The 17,093-nt window shown below is 70.2% G+C and carries 17 protein-coding genes; 15 read left to right on the top strand and 2 right to left on the bottom strand.

The features are described from left to right. Positions 1–339: 339 nt before the first annotated feature. A complete protein-coding gene (locus tag D8I30_RS06340) occupies positions 340–606 on the top strand; it encodes a hypothetical protein (RefSeq protein WP_121481990.1) in 267 nt (88 codons plus the stop codon). A 63-nt stretch (positions 607–669) separates the two neighbouring features. Here D8I30_RS06340 and D8I30_RS06335 read toward each other — a convergent pair whose 3' ends face one another. After that, the gene (locus tag D8I30_RS06335; protein ID WP_121481989.1) at positions 670–1,461 is read right to left on the bottom strand and encodes a response regulator; all 792 of its coding nucleotides are present in this window, start codon (positions 1,459–1,461) and stop codon (positions 670–672) included. A 200-nt stretch (positions 1,462–1,661) separates the two neighbouring features. Here D8I30_RS06335 and D8I30_RS06330 point away from each other — a divergent pair, with 200 nt between their 5' ends. From D8I30_RS06330 to D8I30_RS06280, 11 genes are all read left to right on the top strand, one after another. Then, positions 1,662–1,868 (top strand): NepR family anti-sigma factor, encoded by a 207-nt coding sequence (locus tag D8I30_RS06330; protein ID WP_121481988.1) that lies wholly within the window; start codon positions 1,662–1,664, stop codon positions 1,866–1,868. Further along, positions 1,865–2,473, top strand: coding sequence for a sigma-70 family RNA polymerase sigma factor (locus D8I30_RS06325; RefSeq protein WP_121481987.1), 609 nt, complete (start codon positions 1,865–1,867; stop codon positions 2,471–2,473). The genes D8I30_RS06330 and D8I30_RS06325 overlap by 4 nt, the downstream gene beginning before the upstream one ends. Before the next feature lie 2 nt (positions 2,474–2,475). Continuing rightward, positions 2,476–4,260 carry a sensor histidine kinase gene (locus D8I30_RS06320; protein WP_346426489.1) on the top strand — a complete coding sequence of 595 codons (1,785 nt, stop codon included), beginning with the start codon at positions 2,476–2,478 and terminating at the stop codon, positions 4,258–4,260. Positions 4,261–4,323: 63 nt separating this feature from the next. Then, positions 4,324–4,461: an entericidin A/B family lipoprotein gene (locus D8I30_RS06315; protein ID WP_121481986.1), complete on the top strand. Its 138-nt coding sequence runs from the start codon at positions 4,324–4,326 to the stop codon at positions 4,459–4,461. Positions 4,462–4,599: 138 nt separating this feature from the next. After that, entirely contained in the window at positions 4,600–5,718 is a 1,119-nt protein-coding gene (gene ald, locus D8I30_RS06310; protein WP_121481985.1) for an alanine dehydrogenase, read from the top strand. Positions 5,719–5,782: 64 nt separating this feature from the next. Beyond that, complete coding sequence (locus D8I30_RS14375; RefSeq protein WP_162938820.1) at positions 5,783–6,118, top strand: hypothetical protein; 336 nt, start codon at positions 5,783–5,785, stop codon at positions 6,116–6,118. Between the two features lie 49 nt (positions 6,119–6,167). Then, a complete protein-coding gene (gene obgE, locus D8I30_RS06300; RefSeq protein ID WP_121481983.1) occupies positions 6,168–7,223 on the top strand; it encodes a GTPase ObgE in 1,056 nt (351 codons plus the stop codon). 185 nt (positions 7,224–7,408) lie between these two features. After that, the gene (polA, locus tag D8I30_RS06295) at positions 7,409–10,303 is read left to right on the top strand and encodes a DNA polymerase I (RefSeq protein WP_121481982.1); all 2,895 of its coding nucleotides are present in this window, start codon (positions 7,409–7,411) and stop codon (positions 10,301–10,303) included. Between the two features lie 26 nt (positions 10,304–10,329). After that, positions 10,330–10,638 carry a GNAT family N-acetyltransferase gene (locus D8I30_RS06290; RefSeq protein WP_121481981.1) on the top strand — a complete coding sequence of 103 codons (309 nt, stop codon included), beginning with the start codon at positions 10,330–10,332 and terminating at the stop codon, positions 10,636–10,638. A 53-nt stretch (positions 10,639–10,691) separates the two neighbouring features. Then, complete coding sequence (locus D8I30_RS06285) at positions 10,692–11,915, top strand: NAD(P)/FAD-dependent oxidoreductase (protein ID WP_121481980.1); 1,224 nt, start codon at positions 10,692–10,694, stop codon at positions 11,913–11,915. Positions 11,916–12,066: 151 nt separating this feature from the next. After that, the gene (locus D8I30_RS06280; RefSeq protein ID WP_121483417.1) at positions 12,067–12,390 is read left to right on the top strand and encodes a zf-TFIIB domain-containing protein; all 324 of its coding nucleotides are present in this window, start codon (positions 12,067–12,069) and stop codon (positions 12,388–12,390) included. 13 nt (positions 12,391–12,403) lie between these two features. Here D8I30_RS06280 and D8I30_RS06275 read toward each other — a convergent pair whose 3' ends face one another. Next, positions 12,404–14,128 (bottom strand): hypothetical protein, encoded by a 1,725-nt coding sequence (locus D8I30_RS06275; RefSeq protein ID WP_121481979.1) that lies wholly within the window; start codon positions 14,126–14,128, stop codon positions 12,404–12,406. Positions 14,129–14,338: 210 nt separating this feature from the next. Between D8I30_RS06275 and D8I30_RS06270 the strand changes: the two genes are divergently transcribed. The 3 genes from D8I30_RS06270 to D8I30_RS06260 are packed head-to-tail and all read left to right on the top strand — an operon-like array spanning position 14,339 to position 17,074. Continuing rightward, the gene (locus tag D8I30_RS06270) at positions 14,339–15,043 is read left to right on the top strand and encodes a response regulator transcription factor (RefSeq protein WP_121481978.1); all 705 of its coding nucleotides are present in this window, start codon (positions 14,339–14,341) and stop codon (positions 15,041–15,043) included. Beyond that, positions 15,012–16,622: an ATP-binding protein gene (locus tag D8I30_RS06265; protein ID WP_121481977.1), complete on the top strand. Its 1,611-nt coding sequence runs from the start codon at positions 15,012–15,014 to the stop codon at positions 16,620–16,622. The genes D8I30_RS06270 and D8I30_RS06265 overlap by 32 nt, the downstream gene beginning before the upstream one ends. Then, a complete protein-coding gene (locus D8I30_RS06260) occupies positions 16,619–17,074 on the top strand; it encodes an HPr kinase/phosphorylase (RefSeq protein ID WP_121481976.1) in 456 nt (151 codons plus the stop codon). The genes D8I30_RS06265 and D8I30_RS06260 overlap by 4 nt, the downstream gene beginning before the upstream one ends. Positions 17,075–17,093 lie beyond the last annotated feature (19 nt).

Below are 17,093 nucleotides of genomic sequence, written 5' to 3'. Positions count from 1 at the left end.
CCTCCGGGTTTTCTTTCTGGACCCATACTGGCGCCCGGCGCGGCGATGTCGAGCCCGCCGCGACCGGACACAAAAAATAGGCGGATCCGGAAGGATCCGCCTAGGTGCGCATCATCGAGAATGAGGCGAGGACGAAAATCGACAAAAAGCCGATCCGGGGGCACGTCCTCGGCAGTCTCATAACGACGTCTGATCAATCCGGTTCCCGTCGCCGGCGAAATTCCAGCGCCGCCGGACAAGGGACGGCGGGGACGACGGACAAGGGGGGAACGGGCCGCTTCGGACAGGCGTTGCCTTCCACAGGTTGAAACAGTGGGACCCCGCCGGAAAGGGAGCGCCATGACCCATCAGGACCCCCATTCGCATTCGGCCGATCCCGTCCAGCACGGCGAGGCGGTCGAGGCCCAGTATGTGCGCCAGGGACGCAGCGGACGGCGCATCCTGGTCATCCTGCTGCTTTCGGCCGGCGCGACCGCCGTCCTGCTGCTCGGCATGTGGGCGATCAGCAACAGCGGCTTCCAGCGTCAAAACAACGCCTCCGAACCAGCGCCGGTCGAGGCGCCGGTCGAAGCGCCGGCGGCGGAGCTGGCGAAACCGGCCACCTAGACACGAAAAAGGCCCCGAGACAGCGCCTCGAGGCCTTTGCGGAACGGTCCGGCGTCCTCGCCCCTACGCGGCCTGCTTCTGGCGCGAGGGGTGGAAGAACAGGGCCTGGCTGATCGCCGCCTTCACCGTCTCCGGCTGGAAGGGCTTGGTGATCAGGAAGGTCGGCTCGGGCCGCTCGCCGGTCAGCAGCCGCTCGGGGAAGGCGGTGATGAAGATGACCGGCACGTCGAAGCGCTTGAGGATGTCCTTGACCGCGTCGATGCCCGACGAACCGTCGGCCAGCTGGATGTCGGCCAGGACCAGGCCGGGGCGATGACGCGACACGGCGTCAACGGCCTCGTCATGGGTGGTGGCCGTGCCCGTGACGCGATGGCCCAGCTCTCGCACCAGGCTTTCGATGTCGGCCGAGATGATGGCCTCGTCCTCGATGATCAGCACGTCGGTGGCCAGTTCGGCGTCGATGTCGGACTGGGCCTCGGCGATCAGCCGTTCGACCGTGCGCGGATCGACGCCCAGAATCTGGGCCGCCTCGGACGGGGTGAAGCCCTCGAGGGCGGTCAGCAGGAAGGCCTGGCGCGATCGCGGCGAAATGCGCATCAGGCGGTGGGCCGCGTCGTCGCCCTCGGCGGCGCCGCCGTCCTCGAGCTGGGCCCCCGTGGCCGACCAGATGGCGTGGAAGACGTGATACAGGGCCACGCGCGGCGTCATGTCCGCCGGCAGTTGGCGCTCCCCCGCCGCGAGGGCTTCAAGCGCCACGCGAACGTAGTTGTCGCCCGTGCTCTGATCGCCAGTCAGCGCGCGGGCGTATCGACGGACATAGGGCAGATGAGGCGCAAGTCTGGCCAAAAGGCTCATGGTGGTTCTTTCCCCGACGTTCTCGGCGCCGCCGTAATTTGGAGGCTCTCGGCTGGTCAACGTATCAAAAGGGCCACGGTTCCCGACGGCGCCTCAAGCTTGAGCATAAAAACGCGGCGGCCTAGGAACTCTATGGCGGAGGCGGCGTTCTCCGCTTCTATGAGCGATTCAAACAGGCTTGGGCGGCGGCCGGACACTCAATGATCAAGACCAAGCATACCCCCGCGCACCCCGACGGGACTCCGTCGCGCGAACGAGGGCTCGAAGAGGTGCGCCTGCGCCAGCAGGCCATCGGCGTGAAACTGCGTCACATGTTCGACGAGGTCGTCAACGAGCCCGTCCCGGACGAATTCCTGGAGATTCTGCGACGCGCCGATCAGGCGTCGTCGGCCAAGGAGGGGCAGTGACCAGCACTCAAACCGCTCCCCGGCCCCCGTCGGCCGACGACGGCGCCTTCAAGGCCGAACTGGTCACCCTGATCCCGCACCTGCGCGCCTTCGCCCGCACCCTGACCGGCGACCCCACCTCGGCGGACGACCTCGCCCAGGAAGCCATGATGAAGGCCTGGGACGCCCGGGCCAGCTATCAGATGGGCACCAATATGAAGGCCTGGACCTTCATGATCCTGCGCAACCAGTTCTATTCGGAAAAGCGCCGCTCGTGGCGCCAGACCCAGTTGGACCAGGAAGCCGCCGAACGCACCCTGATCGCCGTCGACGACCCCGAGGCCCCGGTCGCCCTGGACGAACTGCGCCAGGCGCTGCAGACCCTGCCCGAGGAACAGAGGGAGGCCCTGATCCTGGTCGGCGCTGGGGGCTTCGCCTATGAGGAGGCGGCCGAGATCTGCCAGTGCGCCGTCGGCACGGTCAAGAGCCGGGTGTCGCGCGCCCGCAAGGCGCTGCAGGCCACACTGGAACGCGGCGGCTACGTCCGCGATGGAAAGTCCGCCGGTGACGCGATGCGCTCCATCCTGGCCGACGCCGACCGGCTGAGCGGCGCCGGGCGCGAATAATCATGCTGCGGATCGGCCGGGTTCTGGGCCGAGTCACGGGCCGCTTCATGGGGCGCAAGCTCGGGCGGCCCAGCGTTCAGGGAATCCGCTTCCGTCTCGGCCTGGCCATGGCGGTCGCGCTTCTGCCAATCCTGATGCTGGCCGCCGTCCAGACCGAGGCCGGCTTCCGTCGCCAGGCCGAGCAGCAGCGCATCGACCTTCAGCTCGCCGCCGACCGCAGCGCCGCCGAGGCCAAGGTCAGCATCGACAGCGCCGTGGTGCTGCTGCAGGCCCTCGCGCCCGAGGGCGTCGGCTTCTATTGCGAGCCGCGACTGACCGCCCTGGTGGACCGGCTGGACGGCATCGCCGCCCTGTCCCGCTACAGCGCCACGGGCGAACCGGTCTGCGCCTCCCGTTCGGCCGCGGTCGTGTCGTCCGCCCAGACGCGCGAACAGGCCTGGTACCAGCGGCTGAAGCGCGGCGAGGAGGTGGCCATGGAATGGGCCGCCGGCGAGCCCGGTGCCCTGATCGTGGGCGTGCGCTCAGAGCGTCCCCTGGGCGCCTTCCAGGGCGCGATCGCCGCCGTCCTGCCGCTGACGGCGCTGCAGCCCGACATTCTCGACCCGGCCCTGCCCCTGGGGTCCCAGGCCGCGCTGCTCGACGCCTCCGGGCGCATCCTGACCGCGACCGAGCCCGCCGCCTTCGTCCTCGACGACCCGCGGGCGATCGCGACCTGGGCCGCCAACGCCCAGCGCGGCGACACCGCCCTGTTCGAGGCGCGGGACGCACGGGGCCGCCGCCAAGTCTATGCCGGGGCGCCCCTGTCCGGGCGCGACGTCTTCGTCCTGCTGTCGGCGCCGGCGCCGGGCCTGCTGTCGTGGGCCCGGCTCAATCCCTTCGGCACCCTCCTGCTGCCGCTGGCGGCGTGGCTGGCCACCTTCGCCGCCGTCATGCTGCTGTCGGAGCGGATCGTGGTGCGCTGGCTGGCCTATCTGGAGCGGGTGGCCGCCATCTATGCGCGCGGCCGCTTTTCGGTGCGCCCGGTCCAGGCCGAGCACGCCCCGGCCGAAATCCGCGTTCTGGCGCGCACCCTCGGCTCGCTGGGCGAGACCATCACCCGCCGCGACAGGGCCCTGCTGGAGGCCCTGGACGAGAAGGACGCGCTGATGCGCGAAATCCACCACCGGGTGAAGAACAACCTGCAGATCATCTCCTCCCTGCTGTCGATGCAGCAAAGGGCGGTGAACGATCCCGCCGCGCGCGCGGCCCTGGGCGACACCCGCCAGCGGATCGGCGCCCTGGCTCTGATCTATCGCATCCTCTACCAGAGCGAACCCATCCGCGAGGCCGACTCGGGCACCTTCCTGCGCGAGCTGGTCGGCCAGCTGGTCGCCGGGGCGGCGGTGCGCGGCCCGCTGGTGACCACGACGGTCGAGGCCGATCCCCTGGTCATCGACCCCGACAAGCTGGCGCCCTTGGCCCTGTGGCTGGTCGAGGCGGTGTCCAACGCCCAGAAGCACGCCTTCGCCGAGCGGGGCGGCGACCTGCAGGTCCGCTTCCGCGTGCTGGGCGAGACCAGCGTCCTGGAAGTGCAGGACGACGGGCCCGGCGTGGCCGACCCCGCCTCGGCGGGGGTGGGCCGCACCCTGATGATCGCCTTCGCCAAACAGCTGCGCGGCGAGGCCGAACTCGTCCCCGGTCCGGACGGCGGCTGCATCGCCCGCCTGACCTTCGCCACCCCGCAGGCCCAGGGCCCCGCCCGCATCCACCAGGTCGCCGCCTTCCGCGTCAGCGGAACCCGACCTTGAGGGTGGCGTTCTGAAAGCCAGCGGCCCCGGCTCCGCCAGGCCCAACTCTCTCAGGAGCGTTCCATGCGCAAACTCATCATTCTGGCCCTCGCCGCCACGGCCCTGACCACCGCCGCCTGCAACACCATTCAGGGCGTCGGCAAGGACACCAAGGCAGCCGGCCAGGCCGTCGAGGACGCGGCCAAGGAAGGCAAGAACTGATCGGCGCCTCTCGAAGCGACCCTCTGGACCCCGCCGAACGACTTTCGATCGGCGGGGTTTTATTTTTCACTGGCGCGCGAACATCCGCTTGTTTAGCGTCCGCGCGCCCTGCTGATGGGCCAGGACTCTGGAAGAAACATGCGCGTCGGCTCCCCCCGAGAAATCAAGCCCAATGAACATCGCGTCGGCCTGACCCCGGCCGCCGTGCGCGAATACGTGGCTCACGGCCATGCCGTCTGCATCGAGACGGGCGCCGGGCTCGGCGCGGGCTTTTCCGACGCCGACTACGTCAAGGCGGGCGCCCGCATCGCCCCCGACCCCCGGACTGTCTTCGCCGGCAGCGAGATGATTGTGAAGGTCAAGGAGTTGCAGCCGACCGAGTTCGCCCTGCTGAAACCCGAGCACATCCTCTTCACCTACCTGCACCTGGCGCCCGATCCCGAGCAGACGCAGGCCCTGCTGGCGTCGAAATGCGCCGCCGTCGCCTATGAGACGGTGACCGACAAGAACGGCGGCCTGCCCCTGCTGGCGCCCATGTCCGAGGTGGCGGGGCGCATCGCCGTCTTCTCGGCGGCCGAGACCTTGCTGAAGCACAAGGGCGGCATGGGGCTGCTGTTCTGCGGCGTGCCGGGCGTGGCCCCTGCAAGGGTCCTGGTGCTGGGCGGCGGGGTCGTGGGGCTGAACGCCGCGCGCATGGCCATGGGCCTGGGCGCCGAGGTGGTGGTGCTGGAGCGGTCGATCCCGCGCATGCGCCAGATCGACGAAGTGACCGGCGGACGGGTCATCACCCGCTATTCCTCGATGCACGCCATCGAGGAGGAACTGGTCAAGGCCGACGTGGTCATCGGCGCCGCTCTGGTTCCCGGGGCCGAGGCCCCGACCCTGGTCCGTCATGAACAGCTCAAGACGATGAAGACCGGCAGCGTCCTGATCGACGTCGCCATCGACCAGGGCGGCTGTTTCGAGACCTCGCGCCCGACCACCCACGACGAGCCGACCTATGTGGTCGACGGCGTCATCCACTACTGCGTCGGCAACATGCCCGGCGCCGTGCCGCGCACCAGCTCCGAGGCTCTGAACAACGCCACCCTGCCCTTCGGCCTGGCCCTGGCCGACCAGGGGCTGGAGGCGCTGAAGAAGGACCCCCACCTGGCTCGGGGGCTGAACGTGCTGAACGGCGAGATCACCCACCCGGCCGTGGCCCAGGCCCTGGGCCTGGAGTGGCGCGATCCCTTCGGCGTCTGGGCGCGCGGCTGACGGCCGCTTGCTCCAAGCGGGCGAATCCCAGACTGTCCGCCGGGTTAAATCATCGGGAATTCCCATGCTTCTGATCGCGCTCCTGTCGGCGCTGGCTGCGCAAGAGGTCGGGACGCAGCCGACGGCGCCCCCGTCTCTGCCTGCGGACGAGGCGCCGATACGCTGGGCCAGATCCCCGGGCCTCGAGATGCCCGGCAAGGCGCTTCAGGCCAAGGTGGGCGGCAGCGCGACGCTTCGTTGCGCCTTCACGGCCGGAACGCCGGCGAATTGCGTCATCGTGGCGGAAGCCCCCGTCGGCTACGGCTTCGGCATGGAGGCTCTGCGTTCCATGCGCGCGGCCCGAGCGGAATCGAGCACCAACGGCGATCGAACGTTCAGTTTCGACTTCGAAATTCGCTGATGGAGGGGGCGGCCTGTAATTCGCCGCTCTCTTCGGCCATAAGGCGCCCATGAAGTTCCTCGACCAGGCCAAGATCTACATTCGCTCCGGCAACGGCGGCGCGGGCTCCGTCTCGTTCCGCCGCGAAAAATTCATTCCCAACGGCGGCCCGGACGGCGGCGACGGCGGCAAGGGCGGCGACGTCTGGGTCGAGGCGGCCGAGGGGCTGAACACCCTGATCGACTTCCGCTACCAGCAGCACTTCAAGGCCCAGACCGGCCACCACGGCCAGGGCCGCAACATGCACGGCGCCAAGGGCGAGGACGTGGTCTTGCGCGTGCCCGTCGGCACCCAGGTGCTGGACGAGGACAAGGAGACGGTGCTCGTCGACCTGGACGAGGCGGGCATGAAGGTGAAGCTGCTGTCCGGCGGCAACGGCGGCTGGGGCAACACCCGCTTCAAGGGGCCGGTCAACCAGGCGCCGCGCCACGCCAACCCCGGCCAGGACGGCCAGGAGCGCTGGATCTGGCTGCGGCTGAAGCTGATCGCCGACATCGGCCTGGCGGGCCTGCCCAACGCGGGCAAGTCGACCTTCCTGTCGGCCGTCTCGGCGGCGCGGCCCAAGGTGGCGGACTATCCCTTCACCACCCTGACCCCGAACCTGGGCATGGTGGACCTGAGCCCGTCGGAACGCTTCGTCATCGCCGACATCCCCGGCCTGATCGAGGGCGCCAGCGAGGGCGCAGGGCTCGGCACGCGCTTCCTGGGCCACGTGGAGCGCTCGGCCAGCCTGATCCACCTGATCGACGGCACGCAGGACGATGTGGTCGAGGCCTATCGCATCATCCGCGGCGAGCTGGAGGCCTATGGCGAAGGCCTGGCCGACAAGACCGAGATTCTGGCCCTGAACAAGATCGACGCCCTGACGCCCGAGGCCCGCGAGGAGAAGGCGGCGGCGCTGGAGGCGGTCGCGGGCCGACGCCCCATGCTGGTGTCCGGCGTCTCGGGCGAGGGCGTGACCGAACTGCTGCGCGCCGCCTGGGCCGAGGTGAAGAAGACCCGCGGCGAGGTCTCCGACGAAGGCGAGGACGTCGTCCCCGAAACGCCGGGCGGCTGGCAGCCGTAAGACGGCACCGCCTCTCCTCCCCATTTCATGGGGAGATGGCGCGGGCGCGCAGCGTCCGTGACGGAGGGGCCGCCTGGCTCCGCTGGTTTGGCCCCTCCACCACTTCGTGGTCCCCCTCCCCACACAGTGGGGAGGAAAGTGGAAGCCCGGATGACGCCGCGCCTTCCGCCCCCTATGTTCGCGCCATGACCGACGCGCCCGCCGAATCCGCCGCCCGCCCCCTCACCCAAGACGGGCCGCCGCTGCGGCTGTGGATGATCGACGCCTCGGCCTACATCTTCCGCGCCTACCACGCCCTGCCGCCGCTGACCCGCAAGTCGGACGGCCTGCCCGTGGGCGCGGTGCAGGGCTACTGCAACATGCTGTGGAAGCTGATCCGCGACATGAAGGGCGAGGACGGGCCGACGCACCTGGTCGCCGTCTTCGACCATTCGGAGAAGACCTTCCGCAACGACCTCTACGATCAATACAAGGCCCACCGCCCCCCGGCGCCCGAGGATCTGGTGCCCCAGTTCCCGCTGGTGCGCGAGGCCACCAAGGCCTTCGGCGTCCACTGCGTCGAGATGGCCGGCTATGAGGCCGACGACCTGATCGCCACCTACGCCTGCAAGGCGCGCGACGCGGGCGGCGAGGCGGTGATCGTCAGCTCCGACAAGGATCTGATGCAGCTGATCGGCGGCGGCGTGGTCATGTACGACCCGATGAAGGATCGCCGGCTCGAAGAAGAAGCCGTGTTCGAAAAGTTCGGCGTCGCGCCCGACAAGGTGGTGGAGGTCCAGGCCCTGATCGGCGACAGCGTCGACAACGTGCCTGGCGCTCCCGGCATCGGCCCCAAGACGGCGGCCCAGTTGATCCACGAGTACGGCGACCTCGATACGCTCCTGGCCCGCGCCGGCGAGATCAAGCAGCCCAAGCGCCGTGAGACCCTGATCAACTTCGCCGACCAGATCCGCCTGTCGCGCGAACTGGTCAAGCTGACCTGCGACGCGCCGATTCCCGAACCGATCGACGACTTCGTCATCCGCGACCCGGACCCCGAGACCCTGTCCGCCTTCCTAGAGATGATGGAGTTCCGCTCGCTGGCCCGCCGGGTCGGCGACGGCAAGGCGCCGCAGAAGGAAGGCTCGACCTTCGCGCGCCAGCCAAGCGTCCCGGTGGTTACGCCCCGCTATGGCCAGACCGAAGTCGCCGTCCCGGCCGAGCCCCAGGCGATCGATCATGATCGCTATGAGTGCGTGCAGACGCTGGAAGACCTCGACCGCTGGATCGCGCGGGCGAAGGCGGTGGGCGTGGTCGGCTTCGACACCGAGACGGACGCCCTGTCCTCGACCCACGCCGGGCTGTGCGGGGTGTCGCTGGCCGTGGGCCCCAACGACGCCTGCTACGTCCCCCTGACGCATGAGCATGAGCCGACCGGCGACGGCGGCCTCGACTTCGGCGACGGCGGAGACGCGCGCCCGCCGCTGCAGCAGATCGACAAGCCGACGGCCCTGGCCCGGCTGAAGGCGCTGCTGGAAGACCCGTCGGTGCTGAAGGTCGGCCAGAACATCAAATACGACCTCGCCGTCATGGCCCGGCGCGGCGTGCGCGTCGCCCCCATCGACGACGTGATGCTGATCTCCTACGTGCTGGAAGGCGGTCTGCACGGCCACGGCATGGACGAGCTGGCGCGGCTGCACCTCGGCCACGAGCCGATGACCTTCAAGAGCGTGGCCGGGACCGGCAAGAGCCAGAAGAGCTTCAAGCACGTGGAGATGAAGTCGGCCGTCTGCTACGCCGCCGAGGACGCGGACGTGACCCTGCGCCTCTATCGCCTGCTGAAGCCGCGCCTGGCGGCCGAGGGCCTGTCCACCGTCTATGAGACGCTGGAACGCGGCATGCCCGCCGTCCTGGCCGACATGGAGCGGGCCGGGGTGCGGGTCGATCCGGACCGTCTGCGCTCCCTGTCCTCGACCTTCGGCCAGCGCATGGCCGAGCTGGAGGAGGAGGCGCACAAGCTGGCGGGCCGTCCCTTCAACGTCGGCAGCCCGCGCCAGATCGGCGAGATCCTGTTCGGCGAGATGAACCTGCCCGGCGGCAAGAAGACCGCCAGCGGCCAGTGGGGCACCGACGCCAGCGTGCTGGAGGAGCTGGCTCAGACGCAGGCCCTGCCTCGCACCATCCTGGACTGGCGCCAGCTGTCCAAGCTGAAGGGCACCTATACCGACGCCCTGGTGGCGGCGATGGACCCGCAGACGAACCGGGTCCACACCTCCTATCAGCTGGCGGCGGCGACGACGGGGCGCCTGGCCTCGTCCGATCCGAACCTGCAGAACATCCCGATCCGCACCGAGACCGGCCGGCAGATCCGCCAGGCCTTCATCGCCTCGCCCGGCCATGTGCTGATCAGCGCCGACTACAGCCAGATCGAGCTGCGCCTGCTGGCCCACATCGGCGACATTCCCGAGTTGAAGCGCGCTTTCAAGAACGGTCTCGACATCCACGCCGCCACGGCGTCGGAGATGTTCGGCGTGCCGGTCGAGGGCATGCCCGCCGAGACGCGCCGCCGGGCCAAGGCCATCAACTTCGGCATCATCTACGGCATCAGCGCCTTCGGCCTGGCCGCCCAGCTGGGCATCGACCAGGGCGAGGCCGGGGCCTACATCAAGACCTATTTCGAGCGCTTCCCCGGCATCCGCAATTACATGGATGCGACGAAGGCGCTGGTGAAGGAACAGGGCTTCGTCACCACGGTCTTCGGGCGGCGCATCCACATCCCGGCCATCCACTCCAAATCGGGCGCCGAGCGCCAGTTCGGCGAGCGCGCGGCCATCAACGCCCCGATCCAGGGCGCCGCCGCCGACATCATCCGCCGCGCCATGATCCGCATGCCCGGCGCCCTGGCCGAGGCGGGCCTTCAGGCCCGCATGCTGCTGCAGGTCCACGACGAACTGGTGTTCGAGGCCCCCGAAGCCGAGGCCGAGCGCGCCGTCGCCGTCATCCGCCGCGTCATGGAGGGCGCCGCCCTCCCCGCCGTCGCCCTGACCGTGCCTCTGGACGTCGAGGCCAAGGCGGCCGGAAACTGGGACGACGCGCACTGACCCCTGCCTCCCACCAAGGACCTGACATGAGCCTGGACCCCGACATCCGCGACAACGAAGAGGCCAAGCGCTACGAGCTGACCGTCGACGGCGAGACGGCCGTGATCATCTACAACCCCGTCGCGGGCGGACGGCTGATCACCGAGACCCTGGTGCCGGTCGCGCTGGAGGGTCGTGGGATCGCCAGCCGCATGGCCAGGCACATCCTGGCCGACCTGAAGGCCAAGGGGCTGGTGGTCCTGCCGACCTGCCCCTTCTTCTCGGGCTATCTGAAGAAGCACCCGGAATACGCCGATCAGGTGCATCCGACCTATCGGGCCATGCTGGGCCTGTAAGGCGCCGCTTCGCGCCCTTCCCTGGCCGGGCCGGACCCTGCTAGGGCGGGGCGATGAAGTCTTCAGACATCGACGTCCTGATCGTCGGCGCCGGCGCGGCCGGCATGATGTGCGCCATCGAGGCGGGCAAGCGCGGCCGGCGCGTGCGCGTGATCGACCACGCCCGCGCGCCCGGCGAGAAGATCCGCATCTCGGGCGGCGGCCGCTGCAACTTCACCAATCTGGGGACAAGCGGCGCCAACTTCCTGGGCGAGAACCCGCGCTTCGCCCTGTCGGCCCTGCGGCGCTTCACCCAGCACGACTTCATCAAAATGGTCGACCGCCACGGCATCGCCTGGCATGAAAAGACCCTGGGCCAGCTGTTCTGCGACGACAGCGCCAAGCAGATCATCCGCATGCTGACCGACGAGATGAAGGCGGCGGGCGTCACCCTGTCGCTGGGCGTCGGCGTCAAAACGGTGGAGCGTGCGGGCGAGCGGTTTCAGGTCGATCTGGACGACGGATCGCGCGTGACGGCGGCGTCTCTGGTCGTGGCCAGCGGCGGCAAGTCGATTCCCAAGATGGGGGCCACCGGCTGGGGCTATGAGGTCGCGCGGCGCTTCGGCCTGCGCGTCACCGACACCCGGCCCGCCCTGGTCCCCCTGACCTTCGAGCCGGGCCTGCTGGAGCAGCTCAAGCCGCTGGCCGGGGTGTCGGTGGACGCCGTGGTGCGCCACAAGGCGCCGAAGGAGGCCGGTCCCGGCCGCCCGGCCAAGGAGACCGTCTTCCGCGAAGGCCTGCTGTTCACCCATCGCGGCCTGTCGGGACCGTCGATCCTGCAGATCAGCTCCTACTGGCGCGAGGGCGAGGCGATCACCATCGATCTGGCCCCCGACCGCGACGCGGCGGCCGAACTGCTGGCGGCCAAGAGCGAGAACGGCAAGCAGGCGGTGCATACGGCCCTGGGCCACGTCGTGCCGCGCCGCCTGGCCGAGGCCCTGTGCGCGCGCGAGGGCCTGTCGGGCAAGCTGGCCGAGGTCGGGGACAAGAAGCTTCGCGCCCTGGCCGAGGCGGTCAACGCCTGGACGGTCAAGCCGGTCGGCTCCGAAGGCTACCGCACCGCCGAGGTGACGCTGGGCGGGGTCGACACCGCCGTGCTGGACCAGCAGACGATGGAGGCCAAGAGCGTCCCCGGCCTGTTCTTCGTCGGCGAGGTGGCGGACGTCACCGGCTGGCTGGGCGGCTACAACTTCCAGTGGGCGTGGTCGTCGGGCTGGGCGGCGGGCCAGCACTGCTGACGTTTCGGCGGTGAACGCCCCCTGCGGCGACGCGGCGCGTTGTCGCGCGGAGCGCCCTTCCCTACCTCTTTTCGTCTAGCGGGACGGGCCCCTCTGGCGGCGCTTCGGCGGCGTGATGTCGGACCGCTTTCAACGACGAAAGAGGATGAAGATGCCCCTGCTGATGTGCCCCAACGACAATGCGCCCATGCAGACGCTGGACCGCCACGGCGTCCAGTTCGACATGTGCCCGACGTGTCGCGGCGTCTGGCTGGATCGCGGCGAGCTGGAGAAGCTGATGGCCGCCGCCGCCGACGAGGGCCGTGCCGTCGCGCCTGCCCCCGCCGCCCAGCAGCCCTGGGGAAACCCGTCGACCTATCGCGAGCCGCCGCGCTATCGCGACGACCGCCATGAGCACGACCGCCGCCGCGACGACGACTATCACTACCGCAAGAAGAAGAAGAAGCGGCTGGACATCTTCGACATCTTCGACTGACCGCAGCGCGCGGTCAGGCCGCCAGGCCGACCGCCTGCATCAGGGGCCGCAGGGTCTGCACCGCCTGCGGCTCGACGCTCAGGGCGGCGCGGGTTTCGGGCGCGCGCAGCAGGCGCAGGGCCTCGGCCCGGGCGCGCTCGGCCACGGGGCCGCTGGGGCCGGTCTCGGTCGCCGCCAGCCGCAGCAGGGCGGCCAGCTTCTGCGGCGCCGGGGCGGCGGCACGGGCGAGCTGGGCCGTCAACCGGGCGTCAGCCTCGACCGCGCCCCCGACCACGCCCAGTGCGTCGACGACTGCCTGGGTCTCACGTTCAGGCAGGCCGGCGTTGCGCACCGCTCGCTGCAGGCCGGCCAGGGCGAGCAGGCGCTGCCCCGGCGGCAGGGCCCCCGGTCCCTTGGCCCGCAGCTCGGTCTCGAACCGCAGGGAGGCGACGCAGGCGTCTAGCCAGCGCGCCGCCGCCCGCTTGTTGGCGCCCCCGGTGACGTTCTCGCACAGCCGCGTCAGCCGTTCGGCCTCGGCGAGGACAGTCGGACAGCCCGCGACATAGGCGGCGACGAAATCGGCGGCGACTAGGCTGCGCGAGCGTTCGATGAAGGCGTTCTGGACCTCCTCCAGGGTCAGCAGCCGACCCGCCGTGGCCGTCAGGGCGGTGGCCAGGGCGCGCAGGATGTCGATCTCGCCGACCGCGTCGCCCGGACGCAGCCGGCGCTGGCTCATCAGTTCGCGCAGGACGATGCGGGCCAGGGCGGCGGCGAGCAGGGGAAACTCGCCCGCCGCCAGCCGCTCGCCCAGACGGGCGGGCGGCCCTTCCACCGGCGGCACCAGCAGGGCGATGCGCGCATCATGGGCGACGACGGCCCCGATCTCGCGCGGGGCGACCATGCGCACCACCGCCGCCAGGCTGGAGCCCTGGTCCAGGCCGGGGCCGAGAATCTGGGCCAGGCCGACGCGCGTTCCCAGCAACTCGCACAGGATCTGTTCGACGGGAACGAACACCAGGGCCCGCGGCGGCCCGTCGGCGGGAGCGCGGTCGCAGATGTCCATCAGCCGTTCGAGCCGCGCCCGCGCGCCCGTCACGCCCCGCAAGGCCCCGGCGACGATCCCGCCCATGATGAAGGCGCGTTCGGACGTGCCGCTGAGCCCGTGGGCCAGGTCGGCGACGGAGCGGTCGGCCAGGCTGGGAAAGAGCTTGCGCCGTCCCGCCTGCAGCAGGCGCTCGATCGCCTGTTCGGCCAGGCGCTGATAATGACGCATCAGTTCGTGCACGGACTGGCCGCCGTCGCCTTGCGCCTCGGGCACGGCCACCTTCTGGACGGCGTGCTGCAGCTCGACGCCGGACGCCTCCAGCCGCTCGGCCAGGTCGGGCCGATGCAGCAGTTCGAAGGCCGTGGCGCCCTGGCGGTTCAGCCAGTCCTCGAGAATGCGACCGATGGTTTCGCGCGCATGGGGAGCGTAGAGGTCCTGGACCCCGCGACAGCCGGGGCCGCGCGGCTCGTTCGTCGGCGGCCGCTTGCGCTTCACCTCGGGCGCGCCCCGGTTCAGGATGACGACGCTGGCGAACTCCATGGTCTCGGGGTTCAGCGTCTCCTTGGTCACCCGCACGGCCACGGCGTGGCGATCGCGCAGCAGATCCTCCGCCGTCTCGACGGCGCGCTTGCGGTCCTCCAGAGCCTGCGACAGCGTCCAGTCGGCGGGCGGTGTCCGGCGGATGTAGATTTCGTAGTGAACCGGACCGGCCATGGCGTCCTTCGCGGCAGAAGACCCCCGCATCCTGCCGATCAGGCTTTAAGGCGAGGTTTCGCTTTCCCTGGCGCGGGTTGAAAGGCAGACTCAGGCGAACCATTTTGCGGTGGCCGCAAACTCACCGCGAATGCATAGAACGGTTACGCTTGCCGCGCGTTATCGGATACGGCGATCGGACGATCGTCCGCCCGCACTAAGGAGAAGCCCTTGGCTAACATCACCCTGGTCGACGACGACGAGAACATCGTGGCCTCCGTGTCCCTGGCGCTGGAGAGCCACGGCCACAAGGTGACCGCCTATCACGACGGCGCCTCGGGCCTGGAGGCGCTGGAAACCTCGCCGCCCGACCTGGCGATCCTGGATGTGAAGATGCCCCGCATGGACGGGATGGAAGTGCTGCGCCGCCTGCGCCAGACGTCCAACCTGCCGGTCATCATGCTGACCTCCAAGGACGAGGAGATCGACGAGATCCTCGGCTTCAACCTCGGCGCCGACGACTACATCCACAAGCCCTTCAGCCAGCGCCTGCTGATCGAGCGGGTGAAGGCCCTGCTGCGCCGCTCGGGCGTGGAGGGGATCGAGGCCGTCGACCCGAGCAGCGAAGCCGGCAAGGCGATCAAGCGCGGCAAGCTGTCGATGGACCCGGCGCGCCACGAATCGACCTGGGACGGCAAGCCGGTCAAGCTGACGGTGACCGAATTCCTGCTGCTTCAGGCCCTGGCTCAGCGCCCCGGCTTCGTGAAGAGCCGCGACAACCTGATGGACGCCGCCTATGACGATCAGGTCTATGTCGACGATCGCACAATCGACAGCCATGTGAAACGGATGCGAAAGAAGTTCCGCATGGTCGACCCCGAGTTCGACGCTATCGAGACCCTGTATGGCGTCGGATACCGCTATCGCGAGAGCTGAACCCGAAGACGTCCCGGCGCGGCGCCGATTCCGCTTCGGCGGCTCGCGCCTGGGCGGCTTCATTCTCGCCCTCAACCTGCTCAGTCTGCTGATCCTGTTCGGCGGCGCCCTGCTGCTGAACGAATGGAAGCGCGGCCTGATCGAGGCGCGCCAGGAGTCCCTGAGCGTCCAGGCCGAGCTTCTGGCCAACGTCCTGGGCGAGCTGGGCATCACCCAGGGCGACCCCTACCCCATGCTGGATGATCGCGCCGCCGCCCTGTGGCTGCGCGACAACTTCATTCCGGCGGGCCAGCGGGCGCGTCTGTTCGACATCGACGGCATCGAGGTGTCCGACTCCTTCCGGGTCAGCGACGCCATCCCCGGCGCGCCCCTGCCCCCGGCGCATCCGGCCGGGACCGCCCTGGCGCCGACTGAGGCCTCGCCTCGCGAAAAGGCGCGCCTGGCCCGCGCCAACGCCGAGCTTTCGGCCGAGGTCGAGCGCGCCCTTCAGGGCGTGCCCCAGGCGGGCCTGCGCCGCAACGAGGAGGGCGAGCGGGTCGTCTCGGTCTCCCTGCCGGTGCGCCATGTCCAGCAGGTGCTGGGCGTGCTGACGCTGGAGGCCGGCGACGTCAACAAGACCCTGGCCGCCCAGCGGCGGGCGCTGACGCCCTTCGCCCTGGTGGCCCTGGCGGTGAACCTTCTGGCTTCCCTGGTGCTGCACCTGTTCGTGGCGCGGCCGGTGATGCGGCTGTCGGCGGCGGCGGACCAGGTGCGCCTGCAGCGCGCCCGCGCCATCTCCCTGCCCGACCTGGAGGACCGCAAGGACGAGATCGGCGACCTGGCCCGCGCGCTGGAATCGATGACCGACACCCTGTCGACGCGCATGGACGCCATCGAACGCTTCGCCGCCGACGTCTCGCACGAGATCAAGAACCCCCTGACCTCGATCCGCTCGGCCCTGGAGACCCTGCCCCTGGTCAAGACCGAAGAGCAGCGCGCGCGCCTGACCGGCCTGCTGCAGCAGGACGTGCGACGCCTCGACCGGCTGATCACCGACATCTCCAACGCTTCGCGCCTGGACGCCGAACTGTCGCGCGATCGGCCGCGCGCCATCGACCTGAACGAACTGCTGGGCGACATCATCGGCGTCTATGAGTCGGGCCAGAAGGCGGGCGAGGCCCAGGTGCGCTTCGCCTCGACCGCCGACAACGCCCGGGTCGTGGGCCGCGACATCCCCCTGGGCCAGGTGTTCCGCAACCTGATCGACAACGCCCGCTCCTTCAGCCCGCCGGACGGCGAGGTGCGGGTGCGGCTGGACCGCGACGACAGCCAGCCGGACCTGCCGCTGCGCATCCGCGTCGAGGACGACGGCCCCGGCATCCCGGCCGAGAACCTGGAGACGGTGTTCGAGCGCTTCTACACCTCCCGGCCCAAGGGCACGGCCTTCGGCGCCAACTCGGGCCTGGGCCTGTCGATCGTGCGCCAGATCGTGGACGCCCACGGCGGACGCGTCCACGCCGAGAACCGCAAGGCCCCCGACGGCGCCGTGGTCGGCGCCCGCTTCGAGGTGCGGCTGCCCGCCGCGAGCAAGCGCCCGTGAGCGCGCCGCGCCAGCCCCTGCACGCCACCGTCGCGGCCGTGCGCCTGGGCGGCGCCTGGCGCGGAGCGCTGATCCAGGGACCATCGGGCGTGGGCAAGAGCGACCTGGCCCTGCGGCTGATGCGGAACGGCTGGCGGCTGGTCGGCGACGACTGGGTGCACGCCTTCGCCTGCGGCGGCGCCCTCTACGCCGCCGCGCCCGCGACCATCGCCGGGCGGATGGAGGTGCGGGGCCTGGGCATCATCGACCGGCCCTTCCTGCCCCTGGCGCGGATCGTCCTGTCGCTGCGCCTGACCCATGAGCCGGTCGAACGCCTGCCCGCGGCGGCCCTGGACGTGGTCGAGGGCGTCGTCCTGCCCCGCCTGACCCTGGACCCCCGCCCCGCCTCGGCGCCCCTGGTCGTGGGGGCCGCCATGGCCGACCTGAGCGCGCCGTGTGACGGCGCCCTTTGATCCGGGGGCCGATTGCCCT

This window comes from Brevundimonas naejangsanensis, from assembly GCF_003627995.1.
Taxonomy (GTDB): Bacteria; Pseudomonadota; Alphaproteobacteria; order Caulobacterales; family Caulobacteraceae; genus Brevundimonas; species Brevundimonas naejangsanensis_B.
The sequence above is the reverse complement of the archived record's forward strand: the minus strand, read 5'-3'. Positions and strand labels throughout refer to the sequence as shown.